At 63.3% G+C, this 21,546-nt stretch carries 18 protein-coding genes; 16 read left to right on the forward strand and 2 right to left on the reverse strand.

The features are described from left to right. The first annotated feature begins 168 nt into the window (after nucleotides 1–168). The 16 genes from ACOX7T_RS03640 (at nucleotide 169) to ACOX7T_RS03715 (ending at nucleotide 18,833) form a co-directional block, all read left to right on the forward strand. Nucleotides 169–819, forward strand: a complete 651-nt coding sequence (locus ACOX7T_RS03640; RefSeq protein ID WP_433439980.1) for a stage II sporulation protein R — start codon at nucleotides 169–171, stop codon at nucleotides 817–819. A gap of 140 nt (nucleotides 820–959) precedes the next feature. Further along, nucleotides 960–3,335, forward strand: coding sequence for an endonuclease MutS2 (locus ACOX7T_RS03645; protein ID WP_433439982.1), 2,376 nt, complete (start codon nucleotides 960–962; stop codon nucleotides 3,333–3,335). A gap of 192 nt (nucleotides 3,336–3,527) precedes the next feature. Further along, nucleotides 3,528–3,791 (forward strand): HPr family phosphocarrier protein, encoded by a 264-nt coding sequence (locus ACOX7T_RS03650; protein ID WP_295369689.1) that lies wholly within the window; start codon nucleotides 3,528–3,530, stop codon nucleotides 3,789–3,791. Nucleotides 3,792–4,108: 317 nt separating this feature from the next. Further along, the gene (uvrC, locus tag ACOX7T_RS03655) at nucleotides 4,109–5,959 is read left to right on the forward strand and encodes an excinuclease ABC subunit UvrC (protein WP_433439984.1); all 1,851 of its coding nucleotides are present in this window, start codon (nucleotides 4,109–4,111) and stop codon (nucleotides 5,957–5,959) included. A gap of 6 nt (nucleotides 5,960–5,965) precedes the next feature. Beyond that, a complete protein-coding gene (gene rsmD / locus ACOX7T_RS03660; RefSeq protein ID WP_433439986.1) occupies nucleotides 5,966–6,511 on the forward strand; it encodes a 16S rRNA (guanine(966)-N(2))-methyltransferase RsmD in 546 nt (181 codons plus the stop codon). Nucleotides 6,512–6,539: 28 nt separating this feature from the next. Next, nucleotides 6,540–7,037, forward strand: coding sequence for a pantetheine-phosphate adenylyltransferase (coaD, locus tag ACOX7T_RS03665; protein ID WP_433439988.1), 498 nt, complete (start codon nucleotides 6,540–6,542; stop codon nucleotides 7,035–7,037). After that, a complete protein-coding gene (locus tag ACOX7T_RS03670) occupies nucleotides 7,038–7,550 on the forward strand; it encodes a hypothetical protein (protein ID WP_294533789.1) in 513 nt (170 codons plus the stop codon). A 166-nt stretch (nucleotides 7,551–7,716) separates the two neighbouring features. Then, entirely contained in the window at nucleotides 7,717–8,391 is a 675-nt protein-coding gene (gene pyrE / locus ACOX7T_RS03675) for an orotate phosphoribosyltransferase (RefSeq protein WP_433439990.1), read from the forward strand. 236 nt (nucleotides 8,392–8,627) lie between these two features. Further along, the gene (locus ACOX7T_RS03680; protein ID WP_433439992.1) at nucleotides 8,628–9,308 is read left to right on the forward strand and encodes a JAB domain-containing protein; all 681 of its coding nucleotides are present in this window, start codon (nucleotides 8,628–8,630) and stop codon (nucleotides 9,306–9,308) included. A 55-nt stretch (nucleotides 9,309–9,363) separates the two neighbouring features. Beyond that, entirely contained in the window at nucleotides 9,364–11,334 is a 1,971-nt protein-coding gene (gene uvrB, locus ACOX7T_RS03685) for an excinuclease ABC subunit UvrB (RefSeq protein ID WP_433439994.1), read from the forward strand. Nucleotides 11,335–11,531: 197 nt separating this feature from the next. Further along, nucleotides 11,532–12,479: a M28 family peptidase gene (locus ACOX7T_RS03690; protein WP_433439996.1), complete on the forward strand. Its 948-nt coding sequence runs from the start codon at nucleotides 11,532–11,534 to the stop codon at nucleotides 12,477–12,479. Further along, nucleotides 12,476–12,685, forward strand: a complete 210-nt coding sequence (locus ACOX7T_RS03695) for a hypothetical protein (RefSeq protein WP_433439998.1) — start codon at nucleotides 12,476–12,478, stop codon at nucleotides 12,683–12,685. Before ACOX7T_RS03690 ends, ACOX7T_RS03695 begins: the two co-directional genes overlap by 4 nt. Before the next feature lie 57 nt (nucleotides 12,686–12,742). Continuing rightward, nucleotides 12,743–15,565, forward strand: coding sequence for an excinuclease ABC subunit UvrA (uvrA, locus tag ACOX7T_RS03700; RefSeq protein ID WP_433440000.1), 2,823 nt, complete (start codon nucleotides 12,743–12,745; stop codon nucleotides 15,563–15,565). A 208-nt stretch (nucleotides 15,566–15,773) separates the two neighbouring features. Next, nucleotides 15,774–17,894 (forward strand): CocE/NonD family hydrolase, encoded by a 2,121-nt coding sequence (locus ACOX7T_RS03705; protein ID WP_433440002.1) that lies wholly within the window; start codon nucleotides 15,774–15,776, stop codon nucleotides 17,892–17,894. Next, nucleotides 17,891–18,472 (forward strand): histidine phosphatase family protein, encoded by a 582-nt coding sequence (locus ACOX7T_RS03710; protein WP_433440004.1) that lies wholly within the window; start codon nucleotides 17,891–17,893, stop codon nucleotides 18,470–18,472. The genes ACOX7T_RS03705 and ACOX7T_RS03710 overlap by 4 nt, the downstream gene beginning before the upstream one ends. A 13-nt stretch (nucleotides 18,473–18,485) precedes the next feature. Beyond that, nucleotides 18,486–18,833, forward strand: a complete 348-nt coding sequence (locus ACOX7T_RS03715; protein WP_433440006.1) for a glutamine amidotransferase-related protein — start codon at nucleotides 18,486–18,488, stop codon at nucleotides 18,831–18,833. Between the two features lie 52 nt (nucleotides 18,834–18,885). Here ACOX7T_RS03715 and ACOX7T_RS03720 read toward each other — a convergent pair whose 3' ends face one another. Next, nucleotides 18,886–19,068 carry a FeoB-associated Cys-rich membrane protein gene (locus ACOX7T_RS03720; RefSeq protein WP_433440008.1) on the reverse strand — a complete coding sequence of 61 codons (183 nt, stop codon included), beginning with the start codon at nucleotides 19,066–19,068 and terminating at the stop codon, nucleotides 18,886–18,888. 69 nt (nucleotides 19,069–19,137) lie between these two features. Then, nucleotides 19,138–21,519: a ferrous iron transporter B gene (gene feoB, locus ACOX7T_RS03725; protein WP_433440010.1), complete on the reverse strand. Its 2,382-nt coding sequence runs from the start codon at nucleotides 21,517–21,519 to the stop codon at nucleotides 19,138–19,140. Between the last annotated feature and the right edge of the window lie 27 nt (nucleotides 21,520–21,546).

Consider the following 21,546-nt stretch of genomic DNA (forward strand, 5'->3'; position numbering starts at 1 on the left):
GACGAAGCTTTATTGTACCACTGAATGTGTGATTTACAAGGGATTTTTTACACAAATTTTACCCGTTTTTCCTGTGAAGTGTATAAGTTCGGATGCTTCCGGCCAGAATAAGACCGTGCCGGATAACTGGTACATACAAAATTGTTACATATTGGATGGTGGTATCCTGTGTTGAAACGGAAGAAGAAAGCTGGCAGCCATACCCTCAAGCGGTGGGAGCTGGCCCTGCTGCTGGGCGTGGCGGTGGCGGCGCTGGCGGGCGGCGCCCTGGGCGCGGAGCAGTCCGCCCTGGCGGACAAGGTCATCCGGCTCCACGTCATCGCCAACTCCGACGACCCGGCGGACCAGGCGCTCAAGCTCCAGGTCCGGGACCGGATTCTCTCTGAGGCCGGGGACCTGTTTGACCAGGGGCTGACCCGTGAGGAGGCGGAGGCCGCCATCACGGCCCGGCTGGGCGACCTGGCGGCCGCAGGCGCGGAGACTGTGGGAGAGGCCGGGTACGACTACCCGGTCACCGCCTCCCTGGAGGAGGACGTGTGGTTCCCCACCAAGGAGTATGAGGACTTCGCCCTGCCCGCCGGGGAGTACACCGCCCTGCGCATCGTCATCGGCGAGGGCGGCGGACAGAACTGGTGGTGCGTGGTGTTTCCGCCCCTGTGCCTGGGCTCGGTCACCGAGACCACGGCGGAGACAGCTGCTTCGGCGGGCTTCAGCGAGGATGAAATTTCCCTCATTACCGGCGAAAATGAGGGATATGTGGTCAAATTCAAGGCCATGGAGCTGTGGAACCGGTTCTGTGCCTGGGTGGAAAATCGATAAAACAATTGCAGCAGCGGCGGAGCATTGCTCCGCCGCTGCTTTTTGCCCTTTGAGCCGGGGGTAGATAAGTCTGGAAAAATGGTGTATGATAATGTCTGCATGATAAGAAGCACAAAGGAAATTTCCGTGAGGTATGTTCTATGACCGACTTATTTGAAAAATCCATTCACACCCTGGAGCTGCCCCGGGTGCTGGAGAGGCTGGCCGAGCAGGCGGTGACCGAGGAGGGCAAGGAGCGATGCATGGCCCTGCGGCCCCTCACCGACGCGGACGATGTCCAGCGCCTCCAGGCCGAGACCACCGCCGCTGTGAATATGACCGCCCTGCGGGGCAGCCCGTCCCTGTCCGGGGTGAAGCCGGTGGCGGCCTCCCTCCAGCGGGCGGACATGGGCGGTGCCCTCAACACCAGGGAGCTGCTGGACATTGCCGCCGTTCTCCGGGCGGCCCGCTCCGCCCGGGACTACGCCGCCGGTGAGAACAACGGCAAGACCTGCATTGACCATCTCTTCGCCTCCCTCACCGCCAACCGGTTCCTGGAGGACAAAATCACCGGCTCCATCCTGGGGGAGAACGAGATTGCCGACTCGGCCAGCCCGGAGCTGGCCTCCATCCGGCGGCACATCCGGGCCACCTCCGCCAAGGTGCGGGACATTCTACAAAAGCTCATCTCCTCCTCCCAGGCCAAGTACCTCCAGGAGCCCATCATCACCATGCGCTCCGACCGGTACGTGGTGCCCGTGCGCTCCGAGTGCAAGAACGACGTGCCCGGTCTGGTCCACGACGTGTCCTCCTCCGGCGGAACCTTCTTCATCGAGCCCATGGGCGTGGTGAAGGCCAACAACGAGCTGCGGGAGCTCCAGGCCGACGAGGAGAAGGAGATTGACCGGATTCTGGCCGGGCTGTCCGCCGACTGCGCCGCCCACAAGGAGGACATCGCCCAGGACTACGACCTGCTGATTATGCTGGACGTCATCTTCGCCCGGGCCAAGCTGTCCTACCGCATGCGGGCCGGGGAGCCCAAGATTGTCAGCCGCGGCATCTGCCTGCGGCAGGCCCGGCACCCCCTGCTGGACCCCAACAAGGCGGTGGCCAACGACCTGTACCTGGGCGGGGACTTCGACACCCTGGTCATCACCGGCCCCAACACCGGCGGCAAGACCGTCACGCTGAAAACCATCGGCCTACTGACCCTGATGGCCCAGTGCGGCCTCCACATCCCGGTGGCGGACGACAGCACGGTGATGATTTTCGACCGGGTGCTCTCCGACATCGGTGACGAGCAGTCCATTGCCCAGAGCCTTTCCACCTTCTCCTCCCACATGGTGAACATCGTGGGCATTCTGAATGAGGCGGACGACAAGACCCTCATCCTCTTCGATGAGCTGGGCGCGGGCACCGACCCCATCGAGGGCGCGGCCCTGGCTGCCGCCATCATCGAGCAGTCCCGGGAGCTGGGGGCCCTGGTGGCCGCCACCACCCACTACGCCGAGCTGAAGGTGTACGCCATGACCACCGCCGGGGTGGAGAACGCCTCCTGTGAGTTTGACGTCAACTCCCTGGCCCCCACCTACCGGCTCCTCATCGGCATCCCCGGCAAGTCCAACGCCTTCGCCATCTCCGAGCGGCTGGGCCTGCCCAAGGAGGTCATCGACAAGGCCTCCGCCCGTATTGACGCGGAAAACGTCCGCTTTGAGGACGTGATCACCCGTCTGGAGCAGCAGCGCCAGCAGATGGAGCAGGAGAAGGACCAGGCCCGGAAGCTGCGCCGGGAGATGGAGGACTCCGCCCGCACAGCCCGGGAGTACCGGGACAAGCTGGAGAAGGAGCGGGCCAAGGCGGTGGAGAAGGCCCAGGCGGAGGCCAGAGCCATTCTGGACGAGGCCCGGAACACCGCCGACAGCGTGTTCAAGGAGCTCAACGAAATGCGCCGCCGCCAGCGGAAGGAAGAGGACTGGCAGAAGGTGAACGAGGAGCGGGCGGGGCTGCGCCAGCGGCTCAACCAGGCGGAGGACGCCCTGGGCGCCCGTCCCGAGGAGCCCGCGCCGCTGCCTACCCGTCCCGCACAGGCGGGGGACACGGTGGAGCTGGTGAAGATGGGCGGCACCAAGGCCCAGGTGCTGGCTGTCAACAAGGACGGCAGCCTCCAGCTCCAGGCGGGTATCCTGAAAATCACCGCCAAGCAGGACGAGGTCCGCGTCACCGAGGAGGACGGCAGCAAGAAGCAGGCCCAGCGGATCATCCACCGGGCGGAGCGGCAGCTGCGCACCGTGGGCGCCTCTTCGGAGGTGGACCTGCGGGGCATGATGACCGACGAGGCTGTGGCCGCCCTGGACAGCTTCCTGGACAACGCCATGCTGGCCAAGCTGGAGACCGTCACCATCATCCACGGCAAGGGCACCGGCGCGGTGCGCAAGGCGGTGCGGGAGCACCTGAAGCGCAGCCGGTATGTGAAGTCCTTCCGGCCCGGCCGCTATGGCGAAGGAGAAGACGGCGTGACAGTGGCTGAACTGCGGTAAGGTAAATTGTCCTTACCTGAAAGACAGTGTCCGCACAAAAACGTACAAATTCCGTCAAACTTCCCCTTCCGTCAATTGAGAGAGAATGGAACACGGATTTTGTGTAAAATGTCATTGACGGTTTGGCACAAATTTGATATTCTATACAGGAGAGTATGCGACTTCATAAACGCATCTTAGGGGGAAACGCTTATGTATATGAAAGAGGCAGTCGTAAACAATCAGGTCGGCCTGCACGCCAGACCCGCCACATTCTTCATCCAGAAGGCCAACGAGTTCAAGAGCTCCATCTGGGTTGAGAAGGAAGAGCGCCGGGTGAACGCGAAGAGCCTGCTGGGTGTACTTTCCCTCGGCGTCGTGAAGGGAACCTCCATCAACCTCATCGCCGACGGCCCCGATGAGAAAGAGGCGGTCGAAGCTCTGGTGGAGCTGATCGCGTCCAACTTCTCCGAGTAACACCATCCGACAAAAAGCGCCGCATACTGCGGCGCTTTTTTTATCCGCGGAACAGGCCCGGCAGACAGGGAGGGCAGGAACAGCAACGTATGACATTTGATGAATTGAAAGAAAAAGCCCATGCCCTGTCCCAAATGCGCGGGCGCATTTGGGGACCCGGGAAATGATATTATCTGCACGGGGCGAGTGAATCGCCCCGGCATCAAGGTTTTGCTCCGCAAAACGCTTGGACGGCGCAGAGCGCCGGGGCGCTGACGCACCCAGCGGCAGGGCATGAAGGAAGCCTGGCAGACAGAGGAGGGCAGGAATCAACACCCATGACATTTGATGAACTGAAAGAAAAAGCACATGCGCTGCCGCTGAAGCCGGGCGTGTATATCATGCAGGACAAGCACAATGTGGTCATCTATGTGGGCAAGGCCAAGGCCCTGAAGAACCGGGTGAGCCAGTACTTTGCCGACCTGGCCTCCCATACGGAGAAGACCCGGGCCATGGTCAGCCAGATTGACCACTTCGACGTCATCGTGGCGGACAGCGAATTTGAGGCCCTGGTGCTGGAGAGCTCCCTCATCAAGCGCCACCAGCCTCACTACAACATCCTCCTCAAGGACGACAAGGGCTATCCCTATATCCGCCTCACCGTCAACGAGGACTACCCCCGTTTCTCCCTGGCCAACAAGGCCGCTGACGACGGGGCACGCTACTTCGGGCCCTACGGCAGCCGGGGCAGCACCCAGGGCATCATCGACGCCCTCCGGGCCGCTCTCAAGCTGCCCTCCTGCAACCGGAAGTTCCCCCGGGATATCGGCAAGGAGCGGCCCTGCCTGAACTACCACATGGGTCTGTGCGACGGCTACTGCCGGTTCGGCATGCCCCAGGAGCGGTACCGGGACGCCATCGACCAGGCTATCCGGCTGCTGGAGGGACAGTTCAAGGAGGTAGGGGAGGAGCTTCAGGCCGAGATGGAACAGGCCGCCGAGGAGCTGAGGTTTGAGAAGGCCGCCGAACTGCGGGACCGGTACCGTGCCATTGAGCTGCTGGGCAAACGGCAGAAGGTGATGGCGGGCAGCCTGGCGGACACCGACGTGGTGGGCTTCTACCGGGGCACGGCCAAGAGCTGCTTTGTGGTGCTCCACTACGTGGACGGCGAGCTGGCCGCCAAGGACTGGGACCTGATGGAGACGCCCATGGAGGAGGAGATCGCCGACGTGGTCTCCGCCCTGGTGCGGCAGTACTACGGGGAGCGGAATCAGCTGCCCAGACAGATTCTCCTGCCCTGTGAGATTGAGGACGAGGTGCCCCTGGCCCGGCTGCTGTCCGAGAATGCGGGCCGCCGGGTGAACCTGGTCACCCCCCAGCGGGGCGCCAAGATGGACCTGATCCGTCTGGCCAATAAGAACGCGGAGGAAGAGGTGGCTCGCTGGACCACCAAGGAGGAGCGGACCTCCAAGCTGCTGGAGCTGCTGGCCAGGATGCTCAAGCTGGACAAGCCGCCCATGCGGATGGAGAGCTACGACATCTCCAACCAGGGGGCCGACGACATCGTGGCCTCCATGGTGGTCTACCAGAACGCCCGGCCCCTGAAGCGGGACTACCGCCGCTTCAAGCTCAAGGACATGGACGCCCCCGACGACTACGCCTCCATGGAGCAGGTGCTCACCCGCCGCTTCCGCCGCTATCTGGACGGGGACGAGAAATTCAAGGATCTGCCCGACCTGCTCCTCATCGACGGCGGCGAGAACCACGCCAAGGTGGCGGTGAAGGTGCTGGAGACCCTGGGGCTTTCCATCCCGGTGTTCGGTATGGTGAAGGACGACCGGCACCGCACCCGTGCCCTGGTCACGCCGGAGGGCCGGGAGATTGGCATCCAGGCCAATCAGGCGGTGTTCTCTCTCATCGGCCAGATTCAGGAGGAGACCCACCGTTTTGCCATCGAGTTCCACCGCCAGCAGCAGAATCGGCGGGTGAAGGGCTCGGTGCTGGACAAAATCCCCGGCGTGGGCGAAAAACGCCGGGCAGACCTGCTGAAACACTTCAAAAGCGTCAAGAATATCAAGACCGCCACCCTGGAAGAGCTGGAGGCGGCGGTGCCTAGGAACACGGCCAAGGCCGTCTACGACTATTTCCGGGGGACTCAGGAGTCCAAACCGGAGGACGGGAAAGGATGAGAGACCATGCGTGTTATTACAGGAACGGCCCAGGGCAGGCGGCTTAAGGAGCTGCCCGGCATGGAGACCCGGCCCACCACCGACAAGGTGAAGGAGTCCATTTTCAATATCGTACAGTTTGACGTGGAGGGGCGGAATGTGCTGGACCTCTTCGGCGGCACCGGCCAGCTGGGCATCGAGGCCCTGTCCCGGGGCGCGGCGCGGTGCACCTTCGTGGACCTGCGGAAGGAAGCCGCCGCTGTCATCCGGGAGAACGTGAAGACCTGCGGCTTTGAGGCCCGGGGCAAGGTGGTGCAGGGTGACAGCATCGCCTTCCTCACCGGCTGCCGGGAGAAGTTTGACCTGGTCTTTCTGGATCCGCCCTACGCCTCCGGTCTGCTGGAACGGGCGCTGGAGGTTATCGCAAAGATTGACATCATGTCCGAGAATGGTATAATAGTTTGCGAAAGCGGGGCGGAACAGGTTCTGCCCGAGTTCAGCGCCCCCTATGAGAAGGGGCGGGAGTACCGCTACGGCAAGATTAAGGTGACGCTGTACCGGCGCACCATATAACGCTTCCCCAAAGCAAGGAGAGATTCCAGTGAAAACAGCGGTATATCCCGGCAGCTTCGACCCTATTACACTGGGCCACCTGAACGTAATCAAACGTGCGGCGGTCTGTTTTGATAAGCTCATCGTCTGCGTGATGGTGAATTCCGAGAAGGAAAACAGGGGACTCTTCACCCCTGAAGAGCGGGTGGAGCTCATCCACAGGGTGGTGGACCGCCTGCCCAACGTAGAGGTGGACCGGTCCTCCGGCCTGCTGGCGGAATACGCCAAACGGGTGGGGGCCTGCGTGGTGGTCAAGGGCCTGCGGGCCGTGTCCGACTATGAGAAGGAGGTTCAGATGGCCCTCATCAACCGAAAGCTCAATCCCAGGCTGGACACCATGTTCCTGCCCTCCAGCGCCAAGTACACCTACCTGAGCTCCAGCGTGGTGAAGGAGATGGCCTACTACGGAGCGGATCTGTCCGACTTTGTCCCCCGGGAGATTATTGACGACGTGAACGAAAAGATGAAAAGCAGGAGGAACGGATAAATGGCGACTGGCGTGGAAGAACTGCTGGACATGCTCTATGAGCTGATTGACGAGGCCAAGAGTGTGCCTCTGTCCAGCGAGAAGTGTATCATCGAGCGGGACAAGGCTCTGGACCTGCTGGATGACATCAAGGCCCAGTTCCCCATGGAGCTGAACGAGGCCAAGAAGCTCATCGCGGCCCGCACCGACTATATCGCCTCCGCCAAGCGTGAGGCAGACCTGATCCGCAAGCAGGCGGAGGACCAGGCCCGGCAGATGCTCTCCGAGGAGGAGATCATGGCCCGTGCCAAGCAGAAGTCCAGCGAGATTCTCCGTCAGACCGAGGAGCGGGCCAGAGAGCTGCGCAAGTCGGCCAACGACTACTGCGAGGACGCCCTCCGCCGCACCGAGGAGGCCATCGGCGAGGCCTACGAGGAGCTGAAGGCCAGCCGGAGCAAGTTCCGGGCTGCCAGCGCCGCCGCCACCGGCGGTGCCCAGCGGCCCGCCTTCGACGTGGCCGTGGAGAACGAGTAACACCCAATTTCGTCGAAAAACGCACCCCAATCGTTAGGCAGCACGGATACTGCGTAATGGTTGGGGTGCTTTTGGCGTGGAGAGATATTTCACCCAATTCATACTTGTGAACATGGCTTTCCGGTGGTATAATATTTCGACTGATTTCAGGAAGGGCGGATTTACCATGACTTACAAAGAAGAATTTATTACCTTTATGGTGCGCTCCGGCGTGCTGACCTTCGGCGACTTCACCACCAAGTCCGGGCGCAAGACCCCCTACTTCATCAACACCGGCAACTATAAGACCGGCGCCCAGGCTTCCAAGCTGGGCGATTATTACGCCGCCTGCATCCAGGAGAACCTGCCCGACGGCGTGGACTGCCTTTTTGGCCCCGCCTACAAGGGTATCCCACTGGCGGTGGCCGCTGCCTCCAGCCTGTACCGCAACTACGGCCGTGACCTGCCCTACTGCTTCAACCGCAAGGAGGCCAAGGACCACGGCGAGGGCGGATCCATGGTGGGCTACAAGCCCCAGGCCGGGGACAGGGTGGTCATTGTGGAGGATGTGGTCACTGCCGGTACCGCCGTCCGTGAGACCATCGAGCTGTTCAAGCACGTGGCCGACGTGAACCTGACCGCCCTGGTGGTGTCCGTGGACCGCATGGAGCGGGGTACCGGCGACAAGACCACCCTGGACGAGCTGCGGGAGCAGCACGGCATCCGGGTATTCCCCATCGTCACCGTCCGCGAGGTCATCGCCTTTCTACACAACAATCCGGTGGACGGCAAGGTGTATATCAACGACGACATGAAGGCCCGTATGGAGGCTTACCTGGCCGAGTACGGCGCCCGGGCCTGAGCATCCCTTTCCCCCGCGGAGCGCATGGGGGGTATCCGGGGGGAACTGGTTCTCCCCGGAAAATGCGGCGCGTAAGCGCGTTGGTTTTCCCGCAGGAAAACCCGCATTTTGGATGGAGGCCTATCTGGCTGAGTACGGCGCCCGGGCCTGAGGGCAGGCACAGACACCTCCGCGGGCGGAGCAATTCCCCGCGGAGATTTTTGTGCGTCCGATCACAGGGGGGAGGAGGGAAGAACATGGCGGACCATACGGGACACAGGGAACGGCTGCGGAGGGAGTTTATGGCCCGGCCGGAGTCCTTTCCCGACCACAAGGTGCTGGAACTGCTGCTGTTCTACGTGCTGCCCAGGCAGGACACAAATCCACTGGCCCACGATCTGCTGGACCGGTTCGGCTCCCTTCAGGGCGTGCTGGATGCCCAGCCCGAGGCCCTGGCCCAGGTGAAGGGGATAGGGGAGCGGGCGGCGGTGCTCTTCCGGGCCGTCAAGGAGCTGGGCAGGCGGTACGGCGCGTCCCGCACCAGCGTGGAGGATATCGTGGACTCCACCCGGGCCGCCCGCGAGGTGTTCGCGCCGCTGTTCTACGGTGCGCGGAATGAGATGGTCTTTCTCCTGTGCATGGACGGCAAGGGCAAGTACCTGGGCTGCCCCAAGGTGGGAGAGGGGAACGTGAATGCCGCCGAGATTACCGCACGGTCCATTGTGGAGGCGGCACTCAACCACAATGCCGCCCGGGTCATTCTGGCCCACAACCATGTGTCCGGTCTGGCGCTGCCATCCGACGAGGACAGGCAGACCACCCTCTACCTCCGCAATCTCCTCAGTCAGGTGGGCGTGATTCTTGTTGACCATCTGATTTTTGTGGATGACGATATGGTATCCATGCGGGACAGCGGCTTTCTGATGGAAATACTATAAACAGAGGTTGCAATAGAACATACGTTTTGATAGAATGGATGTACGAGGTGATGGTATGCCCAAATTTGAGGTAGTCAGCGAATACAAGCCCGCGGGCGATCAGCCCCAGGCCGTTGAGGCCCTGGCCAACGGCGTGGAGCTGGGGCTCCAGGAGCAGACCCTGCTGGGCGTTACCGGCTCCGGAAAGACCTTTACCATGGCCAAGACCATCGAGAAGCTCCAGCGGCCCACCCTGGTGCTGGCCCACAATAAGACCCTGGCCGCCCAGCTGTGCGCCGAGTTCAAGGAGTTCTTCCCCAACAACGCGGTGGAGTATTTTGTCTCCTACTACGACTACTACCAGCCCGAGGCCTATATTCCCCATACAGACACCTTCATTGAGAAGGACGCCGCCACCAACGACGAGATTGACCGCCTGCGGCTGTCCGCCACCTGCGCCCTGCTGGAGCGGCGGGACGTGATTGTGGTGTCCTCCGTGTCCTGTATCTACGGCCTGGGCGAGCCCGAGGACTTTGCCAAGATGATGGTCTCTCTCCGGGTGGGCATGGAGATGAAGCGGGACGTGCTTCTCAAGCGGCTGGTGGAGATCCGCTATGAGCGCAACGACATCGCCTTTGAGCGGAACATGTTCCGGGTCCGGGGCGACACGGTGGAGATCTACCCCGCCTACTGGAAGGACTCCGCCATCCGGGTGGAGTTCTTCGGGGACGAGATTGACCGCATCAGCGAGGTTAACGCCGTCACCGGCACCCCCATCCGCATCCTCAACCACGTGCCCATCTGGCCCGCCACCCATTACGTCACCCCCAAGGAGAAGATGGACGCCGCCATCGGCGAGATTTATAAAGAGCTGGAGGAGCGGGTGGCCTTCTTCGAGCGGGAGAACAAGCTGGTGGAAGCCCAGCGGCTCAAGCAGCGTGTCATGTACGACATCGAGATGATGCAGGAGCTGGGCTACTGCTCCGGCATTGAGAACTACTCCCGGGTCATTGAGGGCCGTCCCGCCGGTACGCCGCCCCACACCCTGCTGGACTACTTCCCCAAGGACTTTCTCCTGTTCATCGACGAGAGCCATGTCACCCTGCCCCAGGTGCGGGCCATGTACAACGGCGACCACGCCCGCAAGACCACCCTGGTGGACTACGGCTTCCGCCTGCCCTGCGCCTACGACAACCGTCCCCTGAAGTTCGATGAGTTCGAGCAGCGGGTCAACCAGGTCATCTACGTCTCCGCCACCCCCGGCGAGTACGAGCGCACCCGCTCCGGCCAGGTGGTGGAGCAGGTCATCCGGCCCACCGGCCTGCTGGACCCCCGTATCGAGGTGCGCCCGGTGGAGGGTCAGATCGACGACCTCATCGGCGAGATCAACGCCCGTACCGAGCGGAAGGAGCGGGTGCTGGTCACCACCCTCACCAAGCGGATGGCCGAGGACCTCACCGCCTACCTGAAAAACGCGGGCATCAAGGTCCGCTATATGCATCACGACATCGACACCATCGAGCGGCAGGAGATCATCCGGGACCTGCGCCTGGGCGTGTTCGACGTACTGGTGGGCATCAACCTGCTGCGTGAGGGCCTGGACCTGCCTGAGGTGAGCCTGGTGGCCATCCTGGACGCGGACAAGGAGGGCTTCCTCCGCAGCGAGACCTCCCTTATTCAGACCATCGGCCGTGCCGCCCGAAACGCCGACGGCCTGGTCATCATGTACGCCGACAAGATTACCCCCTCCATGCGGGCCGCCATCGATGAGACCGAGCGCCGCCGGGAGAAGCAGGACGCCTTCAATAAGGCCCATGGCATCGTGCCCAAGACGGTGGTCAAGTCGGTGCGCAACCTCATCGAGCTGTCCGGCGAGGTGGAGGAGACCAAGAAGTTCGACTTCAGCCAGAAGCAGATGACCAAGCAGCAGCGCCTGGAGGCCATCGCCAAGCTGGAGAAGGAGATGAAGGAGGCCTCCAAGATGCTGGAATTCGAGTATGCCGCCATTCTGAGAGACAAGATTATCAAGCTGCGGGGCGAGGGCTAACCCCGCCGGAGGCCATGGGGGGCATCCGGGGGGAACTGGTTTCCCCCGGAAGAGGCGGCGCGCAAAGCGCACAGGCCCTCCGCAGAGGGCCGCCGCCTCTTGGAGTACGCCGCCATTCTGAGAGACAAGATCATCAAGCTGCGGGGCGAGGGATAACCCCGCAAGACAGGCTGAAAGAGAGAAAGCGAGGCCGATTCATGACCGAGCAGTCCCAAAAGGTATTGTCAGAGTTCCAAATCCGCAAGTCCTCAGGGCAGAAGCGGGCCTTCCGGGCCTGGCTGCGCCGGGAGCTGGAGGGAGCGGGCTGGACCGTCACCGAGGAGAGCGGACGTTTCTCGGGTACCAACGTCATCGCCGGAGACCCGGAGAAGGCGGAGGTGCTCTTCACCGCCCACTATGACACCCAGGCCGTGCTGCCCTTTCCAAACTTCATCACGCCCCGGAACATGGGCGTGTACCTTCTCTACCAGCTGCTGATTGTGGCGGCGATGTTTTTTGCGGTGGCGGTGGTCGCCTTTTGCTCCGCGCTGATTGGGTATATGGCGGAGCTGCCAACCCTGGTGACTATGCTGCCCGGCTGGCTGGTGTGTGCGTTCTGCATCTGGTGGGTGTTTTTCGGAAAGGCCAACCGGCACACCGCCAACGACAATACCTCCGGCGTGGTTACCCTGCTGGAGAGTGCCCTCACTCTGTCGCCGGAGCTGCGGGATAAGGCCTGCTTCGTGTTCTTCGACAACGAGGAGCGGGGCATGCTGGGCTCCGCCGCCTTTGCCCGTATGCACAGGCGGGTGAAGGAGGAGAAGCTGGTGCTCAACTTCGACTGCGTGTCCGACGGCAGCTCCATCCAGTTCTACCCCACCGCCGCCCTGAAGAAGGAGGAGGCCGCCCTGGCCCGGATTGAGAGGGCCTTTCTTCCCCAGAGCGGAAAGACGGTGGAGGTGGTGCGGGGCTTTGGATTCTACCCCTCGGACAACGCCTCCTTCCGCCGTGCGGCGGGAGTGTGCGCTCTGAAGAGGGGGAAGCGGCTGGGCTGGTACATGGACCGCATCCACACCGGCCGTGACACGGTCTTTCAGGAGGAGAACATCTCCCTCCTAACCGGCGGCATCCGCCGCATGGTGGCGGGAGAGGAGGATGCGCCGTGAATTTCCTCGGTGAGAACCTGGGGGAGACCCTGGGCATCCTGCTGGCGGTCTGGTGGCCCCTGCCGGTTGGACTGACCGCCCTGGCCCTTCTGGCTGTGGCAACCAATGAGAGGCCGCCCAAAGGGGTGCGTATCCTCTGCGGTGCGGCTGGTGCTGCCATTCTGCTGGCCAGCCTTGTGATTGTGTTCCGGGCGCTGCTGGAGTAAGCGCGGCCCAACCCGGAATAATAGAGTACAGAGCAATTTAAAGGAGAACCAACGACTATGCTGGACCATATTTACGTCAAAGGCGCCCGGGAGAACAACCTGAAGAACATTGACGTGGAGATTCCCCGGGACAAGCTGGTGGTGCTCACCGGCCTGTCCGGCTCGGGCAAATCCTCCCTGGCCTTTGACACCATCTACGCCGAGGGGCAGCGCCGCTATGTGGAGTCCCTCAGCTCTTACGCCCGGATGTTCCTGGGCCAGATGGAGAAGCCGGACGTGGACTACATCGACGGCCTGAGCCCCGCCATCTCCATCGACCAGAAGACCACCTCCAAGAACCCCCGCTCCACCGTGGGCACGGTGACCGAGATTTACGACTACCTCCGTCTGCTCTGGGCCCGGGTGGGTACCCCCCACTGCCCCAAGTGCGGCAAGGAGATCAAGCAGCAGACCATCGACCAGATCATCGACCAGGTCCTCACCCTGCCCGAGGCCACCCGCATCCAGGTGCTGGCTCCCGTCATCCGTGGCAAGAAGGGCGAGCACCAGAAGGTCTTTGAGGACGCCCGCAAGTCGGGCTATGTCCGCGTCCGGGCGGACGGGTCCATCTACGACCTGACCGAGGAAATCAAGCTGGACAAGAACAAGAAGCACAGCATCGAGGTGGTGGTGGACCGGCTGGTCATCAAGCCGGACATCGCCCAGCGGCTCACCGACTCGGTGGAGGTGGCCTCCAACCTGGCCGGGGGCATTGTGATCATCAACGTGGTAGGGGAGGACCGGGACATCCTCTTCTCCCAGAATTACGCCTGTGAGGACTGCGGCATCTCCATCGAGGAGCTGACCCCCCGCATGTTCTCCTTCAACAACCCCTTCGGCGCCTGCCCCACCTGTACCGGTCTGGGCGCCCAGCTGAAGGTGGACCCGGACATCGTCATCCCCAACAAGGACCTGTCCATTCTGGAGGGGGCCATCACCGCCTCCGGCTGGAACAACATCAAGGGGGACTCCATCTCCCGGATGTACTTTGACGCCCTGGCCAAGCAGTACAAGTTCAAGCTGACCACCCCGGTGAAGGACCTGCCCCCTGAGGTGATGGATATCATCCTCTACGGCACCAAGGGGGAGAAGCTGAAGCTGACCTATGACCGGGAGCGGGGCCAGGGCACGCTGTACCAGGCCTTTGAGGGCGTGTGCAACAACCTGGAGCGCCGCTACCGGGAGACCCAGTCCGACGCGGTGCGCCGGGAGCTGGAGGAGTGCATGAGCGAGCGGCCCTGCCCCGACTGCGGCGGCCGGCGTCTGCGCAAGGAGTCCCTGGCGGTGACGGTGGGCGGCATCAACATCGACGAGTTCTGCCGCAAGTCGGTGACCGACGCCCTGGACTTCATCGACCACCTGACCCTCACCGACCAGCAGATGCTCATTGCCGAGCGCATCCTCAAGGAGATTAAGAGCCGTCTGGGCTTCCTCCAGAGTGTGGGCCTCCAGTACCTGACCCTGAGCCGCTCCGCTGCCACCCTGTCCGGCGGCGAGAGCCAGCGCATCCGGCTGGCCACTCAGATTGGCTCCTCCCTCATGGGGGTACTCTACATTCTGGACGAGCCCTCCATCGGCCTGCACCAGAGGGACAACGACATGCTGCTGGACACCATGAAGCACCTGCGGGACCTGGGCAACACCCTGCTGGTGGTGGAGCACGACGAGGACACCATGAGAGCCGCCGACTATATTGTGGATATCGGTCCGGGCGCAGGCGTCCACGGCGGCAATGTGGTGGCCGCGGGCACCGCCGAGGAGGTCATGAATACCCCCGGCTCCATCACCGGCGACTACCTGTCCGGCCGGAAGAAGATCCCCGTGCCCACGGAGCGGCGGAAGGGCAGCGGCAAGGTGCTCACCATCCGGGGCGCGGCGGAGAACAATCTGCAGGATATCGACGTGTCCATCCCCCTGGGCACCTTCACCTGCGTCACCGGCGTATCCGGCTCGGGCAAGTCCAGCCTGGTCAACGAGATTCTCTACAAAAAGCTGGCCGCCGACCTGAATCGGGCCAAGCTCCGGGCGGGCAAGAACAGGGGCATTGAGGGAGAGCAGTACCTGGACAAGGTCATCGACATCGACCAGTCCCCCATCGGCCGCTCCCCCCGCTCCAACCCGGCCACCTACACCGGACTCTTCAACGACATCCGGGACCTGTTCGCCTCCACCCAGGACGCCAAGGCCAGGGGCTATGGCCCGGGCCGGTTCTCCTTCAACGTGCGGGGCGGCCGCTGCGAGGCCTGCCAGGGCGACGGCCTCATCAAGATTGAGATGCACTTCCTGCCCGATATCTACGTGCCCTGCGAGGTGTGCAAGGGCAAGCGGTACAACCGGGAGACTCTGGAGGTGCGCTACAAGGGCAAGAACATCTATGAGGTGCTGGACATGACCGTGGAGGAGGCCCTGCCCTTCTTCGAGAACCTGCCCCGCATCTACAACAAGCTCCAGACCCTGTACGAGGTAGGCCTGAGCTATATCAAGCTGGGCCAGCCCTCCACCACCCTGTCCGGCGGCGAGGCCCAGCGGGTGAAGCTGGCCACTGAGCTGTCCAAGCGGAGCACCGGCCAGACCATTTATATTCTGGACGAGCCCACCACCGGCCTCCACACCGCCGACGTCCACAAGCTCATCGAGGTGCTCCAGAAGCTGGTGGAGGTGGGCAACACGGTTGTGGTCATTGAGCACAACCTGGACGTCATCAAGACCGCCGACCACATCATCGACCTGGGCCCCGAGGGCGGAGATGGCGGCGGAAATATTGTCATCACCGGCACGCCCGAGGAAGTGGCGGCCTGCGAGGCGTCCTATACGGGACGGTATCTGAAGCGGATGCTGTAAAAGAAGTGTTTCGGGAGACAGGCGCCCGGCGGAACAGTTCCGCCGGGCGCCTGTCTGTTCAGTGCCGGAAACCGGCTTTTCAGCCCGGTATCCGGTATGTTATAATAATATCTGCTTGCGGGGCGTAGGCCCTTGCAAGGTGCTCAAAGCGGATGAAACCGGCCGCCCCGGGCGGCGGAGAGAATACCTGTATCAGGGGGAGTTGGCTGTGAGGACCTGGAAGCTGTATACATCGGGCATCTGCTGCGCCAGGGTGGTGCAGCGGGAAGGGGAACTGCTCTGCGCCCTGCTGGACCCGGCCACGGCGGAATTTTCGCCGCTGCGGCCTATGACGGCGGCAGACGCTGCCCGATGCAGGACTGTCGCCGGATTTGATCTGCCCCTCCTGCTGGGCCGCCTGCCGGAGTACGACGGGCTGCTCACCAGAGGGGAACCGGAGGTGCGGACAACGGCCGGAGAGCGGTTTTGCAGCGCTGACGGCCGGTACTACTACCAGCGGGATGTGAAATGGCCCAACAACGCCCTGGTGGAGGACGGCCGGGTGGTGGCCTTCCTCCGGCCCAGCCGGGAACGGATTCACATTCTGGCGGAGGAGGGCTATGAGGACCGCACCATTCTCAGACAGTGGAGCACCCTGTTCCCGGAGCCCATCCTGCCCATCCGGACCATGGAAAACCTGCGGGTGCCCATGCGGGACGGGGTGGAGCTGTCCGCATCTGTGCTGCTGCCGGTGGGGGAGGGGCCGTTCCCCACGGTTCTGGTGCGCACGCCCTACGGCAAGGAGGGGGACCTGCCGCTCTACGAGCGGTACGCCCACCGGGGCTATGGAGTGGTGATTCAGGACACCCGGGGCCGCAGCGCCAGCGGCGGCGACTGGCGTCCCAACAGCTGCGAGACAGAGGACGGGGACGACACCATCAGCTGGATTGCCGCCCAGCCCTGGAGCGACGGCTCTGTGGGTATGATAGGCGGGTCCTATCTGGGGTACGTCCAGTGGGCGGCGGCAGCCAGCGGCAACCCCCACCTGAAGGCGCTGGTCAGCGTGGTGTGCGCGGGCAGTCCCTTTGGGGACCTGCCCCGGCGGGGCGGCTGCCTCTCCTCGGGGAGCATGGCGTGGAACTTCGGCGTGTCCCGGCGGGAGTGGTCCCCCCAGCTGATGGAGCGGGACGACTGGGACGCGGTGCTGGACGTGCGGCCCCTGGAGGAGATCCCGCGCCGGGCGCTCGGGTATGACATCCCCTTCTTTACCGAGGAGCTGGCCCATCCGGACCTGGATGCCTACTGGGCCAGAGGGGACTGGAGGGCACGGGGAGAGGGGATAACCGATGTGCCCGCCCTGATTGTCTCCGGCTGGTTTGACGACAACGGCATGGGCACCACCGAGGCGCTGGACCTGACGGCACGCTACCCCGCGGGCCGGCGGAAGATCATCCTGGGGCCCTGGCAGCACAGCGGCAACTCCCGGTACGACCTCCACAGCCTTCACCTGGGCGGCGAGGCGCTGCGGTTTGATATCGACCTCATCTTTCTGCGCTGGCTGGACCACTGGCTCAAAGGCAGGGAGAACGGGGCGGAGCAGATGCCCTGTGTGGATTACTATACCCTGGGGGAGGAGTGCTGGAAGACGGCGGAAAACTGGCCTCTGCCCGACAGTGAGCCGTGGGTGCGCTACCTCACCAGCGGCGGCAGCGCCAACACCAGCGATGGGGACGGCCTGCTGACGGCAGAGCCCCCGGCGGAGGGGGAGGACGGCTACCACTACGATCCCCGGAACCCCGCCCGCCATATCATTGACATGTCGGAGAATGAGCTGGCCGTGCCTGAGGACTATACGGAGGAGGAGCACCGGCCGGACATGCTCTGCTACACCACGCCGCCCCTGACGGAACCGGTGACTCTGACCGGCGACTTTACGGTGGTGCTCTATGTGTCCTCTGACTGCCCGGACACGGACTTTGTGGTCCGAATCTGCGATGTGGACGAAGCGGGCCGGTCCATCCGGCTGGCCGACGGCGTGCTGTCCGCCCGGTACCGGGATGGTTTTGCCCAGGCCAAAATGATGGAGCCGGGGGAGCGGTACTGCCTGCGTATCCGCACCACCAAGGTGTCCAACTGCTTCCTGCCCGGCCACCGCATCCGGCTGACCATTACCTCGGGGGCCAAGAACCTGGTTTTCCCCAACAGCAACACAGAGGCGGGCTTTAACAGTACGGTTACCCGGGTGGCCTATAACCGGGTCCACCACGGCGGCGTGTATCTGTCCCGTGTGGAGGGACGGAAGGAGAGGGGCATTGCGCCCGGAGGAGAAGAACAGGAGGAGAAGCCATGAGAATTTTACTGGCCAGACACGGGGAGACGGACTGGAACGCCGCCACCCGGATTCAGGGCGCCAGCGATACGGATCTGAACGACAAGGGCAGAAGCCAGGCGGAGGAGCTGAGCCGCCGTCTGGAGGCGAGCGGGGAAAAAATCGACGTCTGCTACGCCAGCCCCAAGCGCCGTGCATTTGAGACGGCGGAGATTGTCTGCCGTCATCTGGGGCTCACCCCCATCCCGGCGGAGGACCTGCGGGAGGTGAGCTTCGGCGTGTGGGAGGGCCACACCTGGGCAGAGGTGGACGAGATGTGGCCGGAGGAGTACCAGGCCTATCAGGAGGACCGGATGAAGGTGGCGCCGCCCGGTGGGGAGTCCCTTGGGGACGCCCTGCGGCGGATTCTCCCCGCCCTGGACGCCATTGCCGCCGGGCCGGGGGAGACTGCCCTGGCGGTGTGCCACAGTGGGGTTATCAGAGCGGTGCTGGGCTGGCAGGCCGGGGTGCCCTTTGACAACAAGACTCTCTACCGGTTCAACGTGCCCAATGCCCAGTGGGTGGCCGTGGAGTGGGACCGGACCGGAGAGAACAGATAAGGAGGTCATCCCCATGGCGCGGGATATGATTGCGGTGCTGAACCTGGGCAGCCGGGAGAATGAGCGGCTGCTGAAGGAGATTCAATCCCTGGGCGTGGACAGCGCCCTCTACCCCCACAGCATTACCGCCGGGGAGCTGGACAAGCTGCCCAACCTGAAGGGCATCATTGTCAACGGCGGCCCCGACCACACGGTGGACGGCGTGGAGATGGAGGTGGCCCAGGAGGTATACAACTACAAGGTACCCGTTCTGCTGGCCGACCACATGGGGGACATCCCCTGGCCGGAGGACGAGGCGGAGCGGATGAACGCTCTGAGGGCCTTTGTGCTGGCCATCTGCGGAGCCAGTTCCCAGGAATAAAACATAAAAACCCGGCGCTCCAGTCTGGAGCGCCGGGTTTTTCATAGGTCGGTTATTTGGAGGCAGAGTGTTCCGGGTGGCATGTGCCGGAGGAGGCGCAGCCGCCGCAGCCGCACCCGCAGCTGCCGCAGGAGCCGGAGCAGCTGTGCTTGCCCTGGCGGCGGTTGTGGATGCCTCTGGCGATGATGGCCACACAGACCGCCGCGATGATGAGACCGATGATGATATCTGCCATAGTGAACAGCTCCTTTCTGGGAGTGGCCGGGGCGGACAGTTCAGGCCGTCCGCCGCAGAGATATGTAAGTTACTTGGCCGCCGCGCTGACAGCACGGGCGCCCAGAGGACGGTCCTCGTACTTGTTTCTGCGCAGGAGCAGGTAGATGAGCCCGGCCAGAAGAACCAGAGCCACCACGGTGCCCACGCCGAAGGACACAGCGCCGGTCAGCAGGCCGCCCAGCTGGTAGACCATGAGGGCCGCCACATAGGCGAAGCCGCACATGTAGCCGATGGCGCCCAGGGTCCACTTCCAGTTGTTCATCTCCCGCTTGATGGCGCCCATGGCGGCGAAGCAGGGGGCGCACAGCAGGTTGAAGATCATGAAGGAGTAGGCGGCGATGGCGCTGTAAGCCGTGGCGATCTCCAGGCTCAGGTTGCCCGGATAGAGCACGCCGAAGGTGGAGACCACGTTCTCCTTGGCGATGAGGCCGGTGACGGTGGCCACGGTGGCCTGCCAGGTGCCGAAGCCCAGGGGCGCGAAAATGAAGTCCACGGTGTGGCCCACGCTGGCCAGCAGGGAGTCGTTGTTGTCCTCCACCATCTGGAACACGCCGTCCACAAAGCCGAAGCCCTGGAGGAACCAGAGGATGATGGAGGAGAGGAGGATGACGGTGCCGGCCCGCTTGATGAAGGACCAGCCCCGCTCCCAGGTGGCCCGCAGCACGTTGACGGCGGCGGGGGCGTGGTAGGCGGGCAGCTCCATGACGAAGGGGGCGGGGTCACCGGCGAAAATCCGGGTCTTTTTCAGGATGATGCCGGAGATGATCACCGCGGCCACGCCGATGAAGTAGGCGGAGGTGGCCACCCAGGCGGAGCCGCCGAACAGAGCGCCGGCGAACAGGGCGATGATGGGCATCTTGGCGCCGCAGGGGATGAAGCCGGTGGTCATGACGGTCATTCTCCGGTCCCGCTCCTGCTCAATGGTGCGGGAGGCCATAATGCCGGGGACGCCGCAGCCGGTGGCCACTAGCATGGGGATGAAGCTCTTGCCGGACAGGCCGAAGCGGCGGAAAATCCGGTCCATGATGAAGGCGATGCGGGCCATGTAGCCCACGTCCTCCAGGATGGACAGCAGCAGGAAGAGCACCAGCATCTGGGGCACAAAGCCCAGCACCGCGCCCACGCCGGCGATGATGCCGTCCAGAATCAGGCCCTTGAGCACCGGGTTGGTGCCTGCGGAGGTGAGGGCATTTTCCACCAGAACGGGGATGCCGGGCACCCAGGTGCCGTAGTCGTTGGGGTCAGGCTCGGCCACGGTGAGGGCCTCCTGATAGGCCTCCTCGGTGACGGGCACCACGGTGGTCTCGCCGGTCTCGTCGTCGTAGAAGTAGACCTCGCTCTTGCCGGCTTCGTAGCCTTCGATGATGCCGGAGGCCTCCTCAAATGCGCCGGAGGCCTCGTCCCAGGCGTCCACGTCGGCGGTGAAGGGGAGGAACCAGCCGTCGCCGAACAGGCCGTCGTTGGCCCAGTCGGTGAGGCGGGTGCCGATGGACACGGTCCAGCTGCCCATGGCCAGGGAGTACACCAGCACCATCACCGCCACAAAGATGGGCAGAGCGGCGATGCGGTTGGTCACCACTCTATCAATTTTGTCGGACACAGTCAGGCTATGGGCGGCGTGCTTCTTCTTCACCGCCTTGTCCACCACGGAGCTGATGTAGGCGTAGCGCTGGTTGGTGATGATGCTCTCAGCGTCGTCGTCCAGCTCGTGCTCGCAGTCGGTGATGTGGAGCTCCAGGTGCTTTTTCAGCTCAGGGGACAGACCCAGCTGCTCCAGAACCTTCTCGTCCCGCTCAAAGACCTTGATGGCGTACCAGCGGAGATACCGGTCGTCCACCTTGCCCTGGATGGACTCCTCAATGTGGGCAATGGCGTGCTCCACGCTGCCGGTGAACACGTGGGGCAGCTCGCCGGACTGGTGGGATTTGGCCAGCTCCAGGGCCTTTTCCGCAGCGGCCATGCCGCCCTCGCCCTTCAGGGCGCTCATCTCCACCACCTGGCAGCCCAGGGCATTGGCCAGCCGGTCCAGGTCGATCTTGTCGCCGTTCTTGCGGACCAGGTCGATCATGTTCACCGCCACCACCACCGGGATGCCCAGCTCGATGAGCTGGGTGGTGAGGTACAGGTTGCGCTCGATGTTGGTGCCGTCCACGATGTTGAGGATGGCGTCCGGCTTCTCACCCACCAGGTAGCTCCGGGCCACCACCTCCTCCAGGGTGTAGGGGGAGAGGGAATAGATACCGGGCAGGTCCTGAATGACCACATCCTTGTGGCCCTTCAGCTTGCCCTCCTTCTTCTCCACGGTGACGCCGGGCCAGTTGCCCACATACTGACTGGAGCCGGTCAGGGCGTTGAACAGCGTGGTTTTGCCGCAGTTCGGGTTGCCCGCCAGCGCGATTTTGTACTCCATCTTGTTACTCCCTTTCCATTAGCATAT

Origin of the sequence: Pseudoflavonifractor sp. (genome assembly GCF_050943825.1) — a bacterium.
Lineage (GTDB): Bacteria > Bacillota > Clostridia > Oscillospirales > Oscillospiraceae > Pseudoflavonifractor.

Excerpts from the sequence above, each read along its gene's own strand:
- ACOX7T_RS03650 (WP_295369689.1), top strand. The coding sequence starts at position 3,528 with ATGTATATGAAAGAGGCAGTCGTAAACAATCAGGTCGGCCTGCACGCC.
- pyrE (WP_433439990.1), top strand. The coding sequence starts at position 7,717 with ATGACTTACAAAGAAGAATTTATTACCTTTATGGTGCGCTCCGGCGTG.
- uvrB (WP_433439994.1), top strand. The coding sequence starts at position 9,364 with ATGCCCAAATTTGAGGTAGTCAGCGAATACAAGCCCGCGGGCGATCAG.
- ACOX7T_RS03720 (WP_433440008.1), bottom strand. The coding sequence starts at position 19,068 with ATGGCAGATATCATCATCGGTCTCATCATCGCGGCGGTCTGTGTGGCC.
- feoB (WP_433440010.1), bottom strand. The coding sequence starts at position 21,519 with ATGGAGTACAAAATCGCGCTGGCGGGCAACCCGAACTGCGGCAAAACC.
- uvrC (WP_433439984.1), top strand. The coding sequence starts at position 4,109 with ATGACATTTGATGAACTGAAAGAAAAAGCACATGCGCTGCCGCTGAAG.
- ACOX7T_RS03670 (WP_294533789.1), top strand. The coding sequence starts at position 7,038 with ATGGCGACTGGCGTGGAAGAACTGCTGGACATGCTCTATGAGCTGATT.
- ACOX7T_RS03710 (WP_433440004.1), top strand. The coding sequence starts at position 17,891 with ATGAGAATTTTACTGGCCAGACACGGGGAGACGGACTGGAACGCCGCC.
- rsmD (WP_433439986.1), top strand. The coding sequence starts at position 5,966 with ATGCGTGTTATTACAGGAACGGCCCAGGGCAGGCGGCTTAAGGAGCTG.
- uvrA (WP_433440000.1), top strand. The coding sequence starts at position 12,743 with ATGCTGGACCATATTTACGTCAAAGGCGCCCGGGAGAACAACCTGAAG.
- ACOX7T_RS03690 (WP_433439996.1), top strand. The coding sequence starts at position 11,532 with ATGACCGAGCAGTCCCAAAAGGTATTGTCAGAGTTCCAAATCCGCAAG.
- ACOX7T_RS03680 (WP_433439992.1), top strand. The coding sequence starts at position 8,628 with ATGGCGGACCATACGGGACACAGGGAACGGCTGCGGAGGGAGTTTATG.
- ACOX7T_RS03645 (WP_433439982.1), top strand. The coding sequence starts at position 960 with ATGACCGACTTATTTGAAAAATCCATTCACACCCTGGAGCTGCCCCGG.
- ACOX7T_RS03715 (WP_433440006.1), top strand. The coding sequence starts at position 18,486 with ATGGCGCGGGATATGATTGCGGTGCTGAACCTGGGCAGCCGGGAGAAT.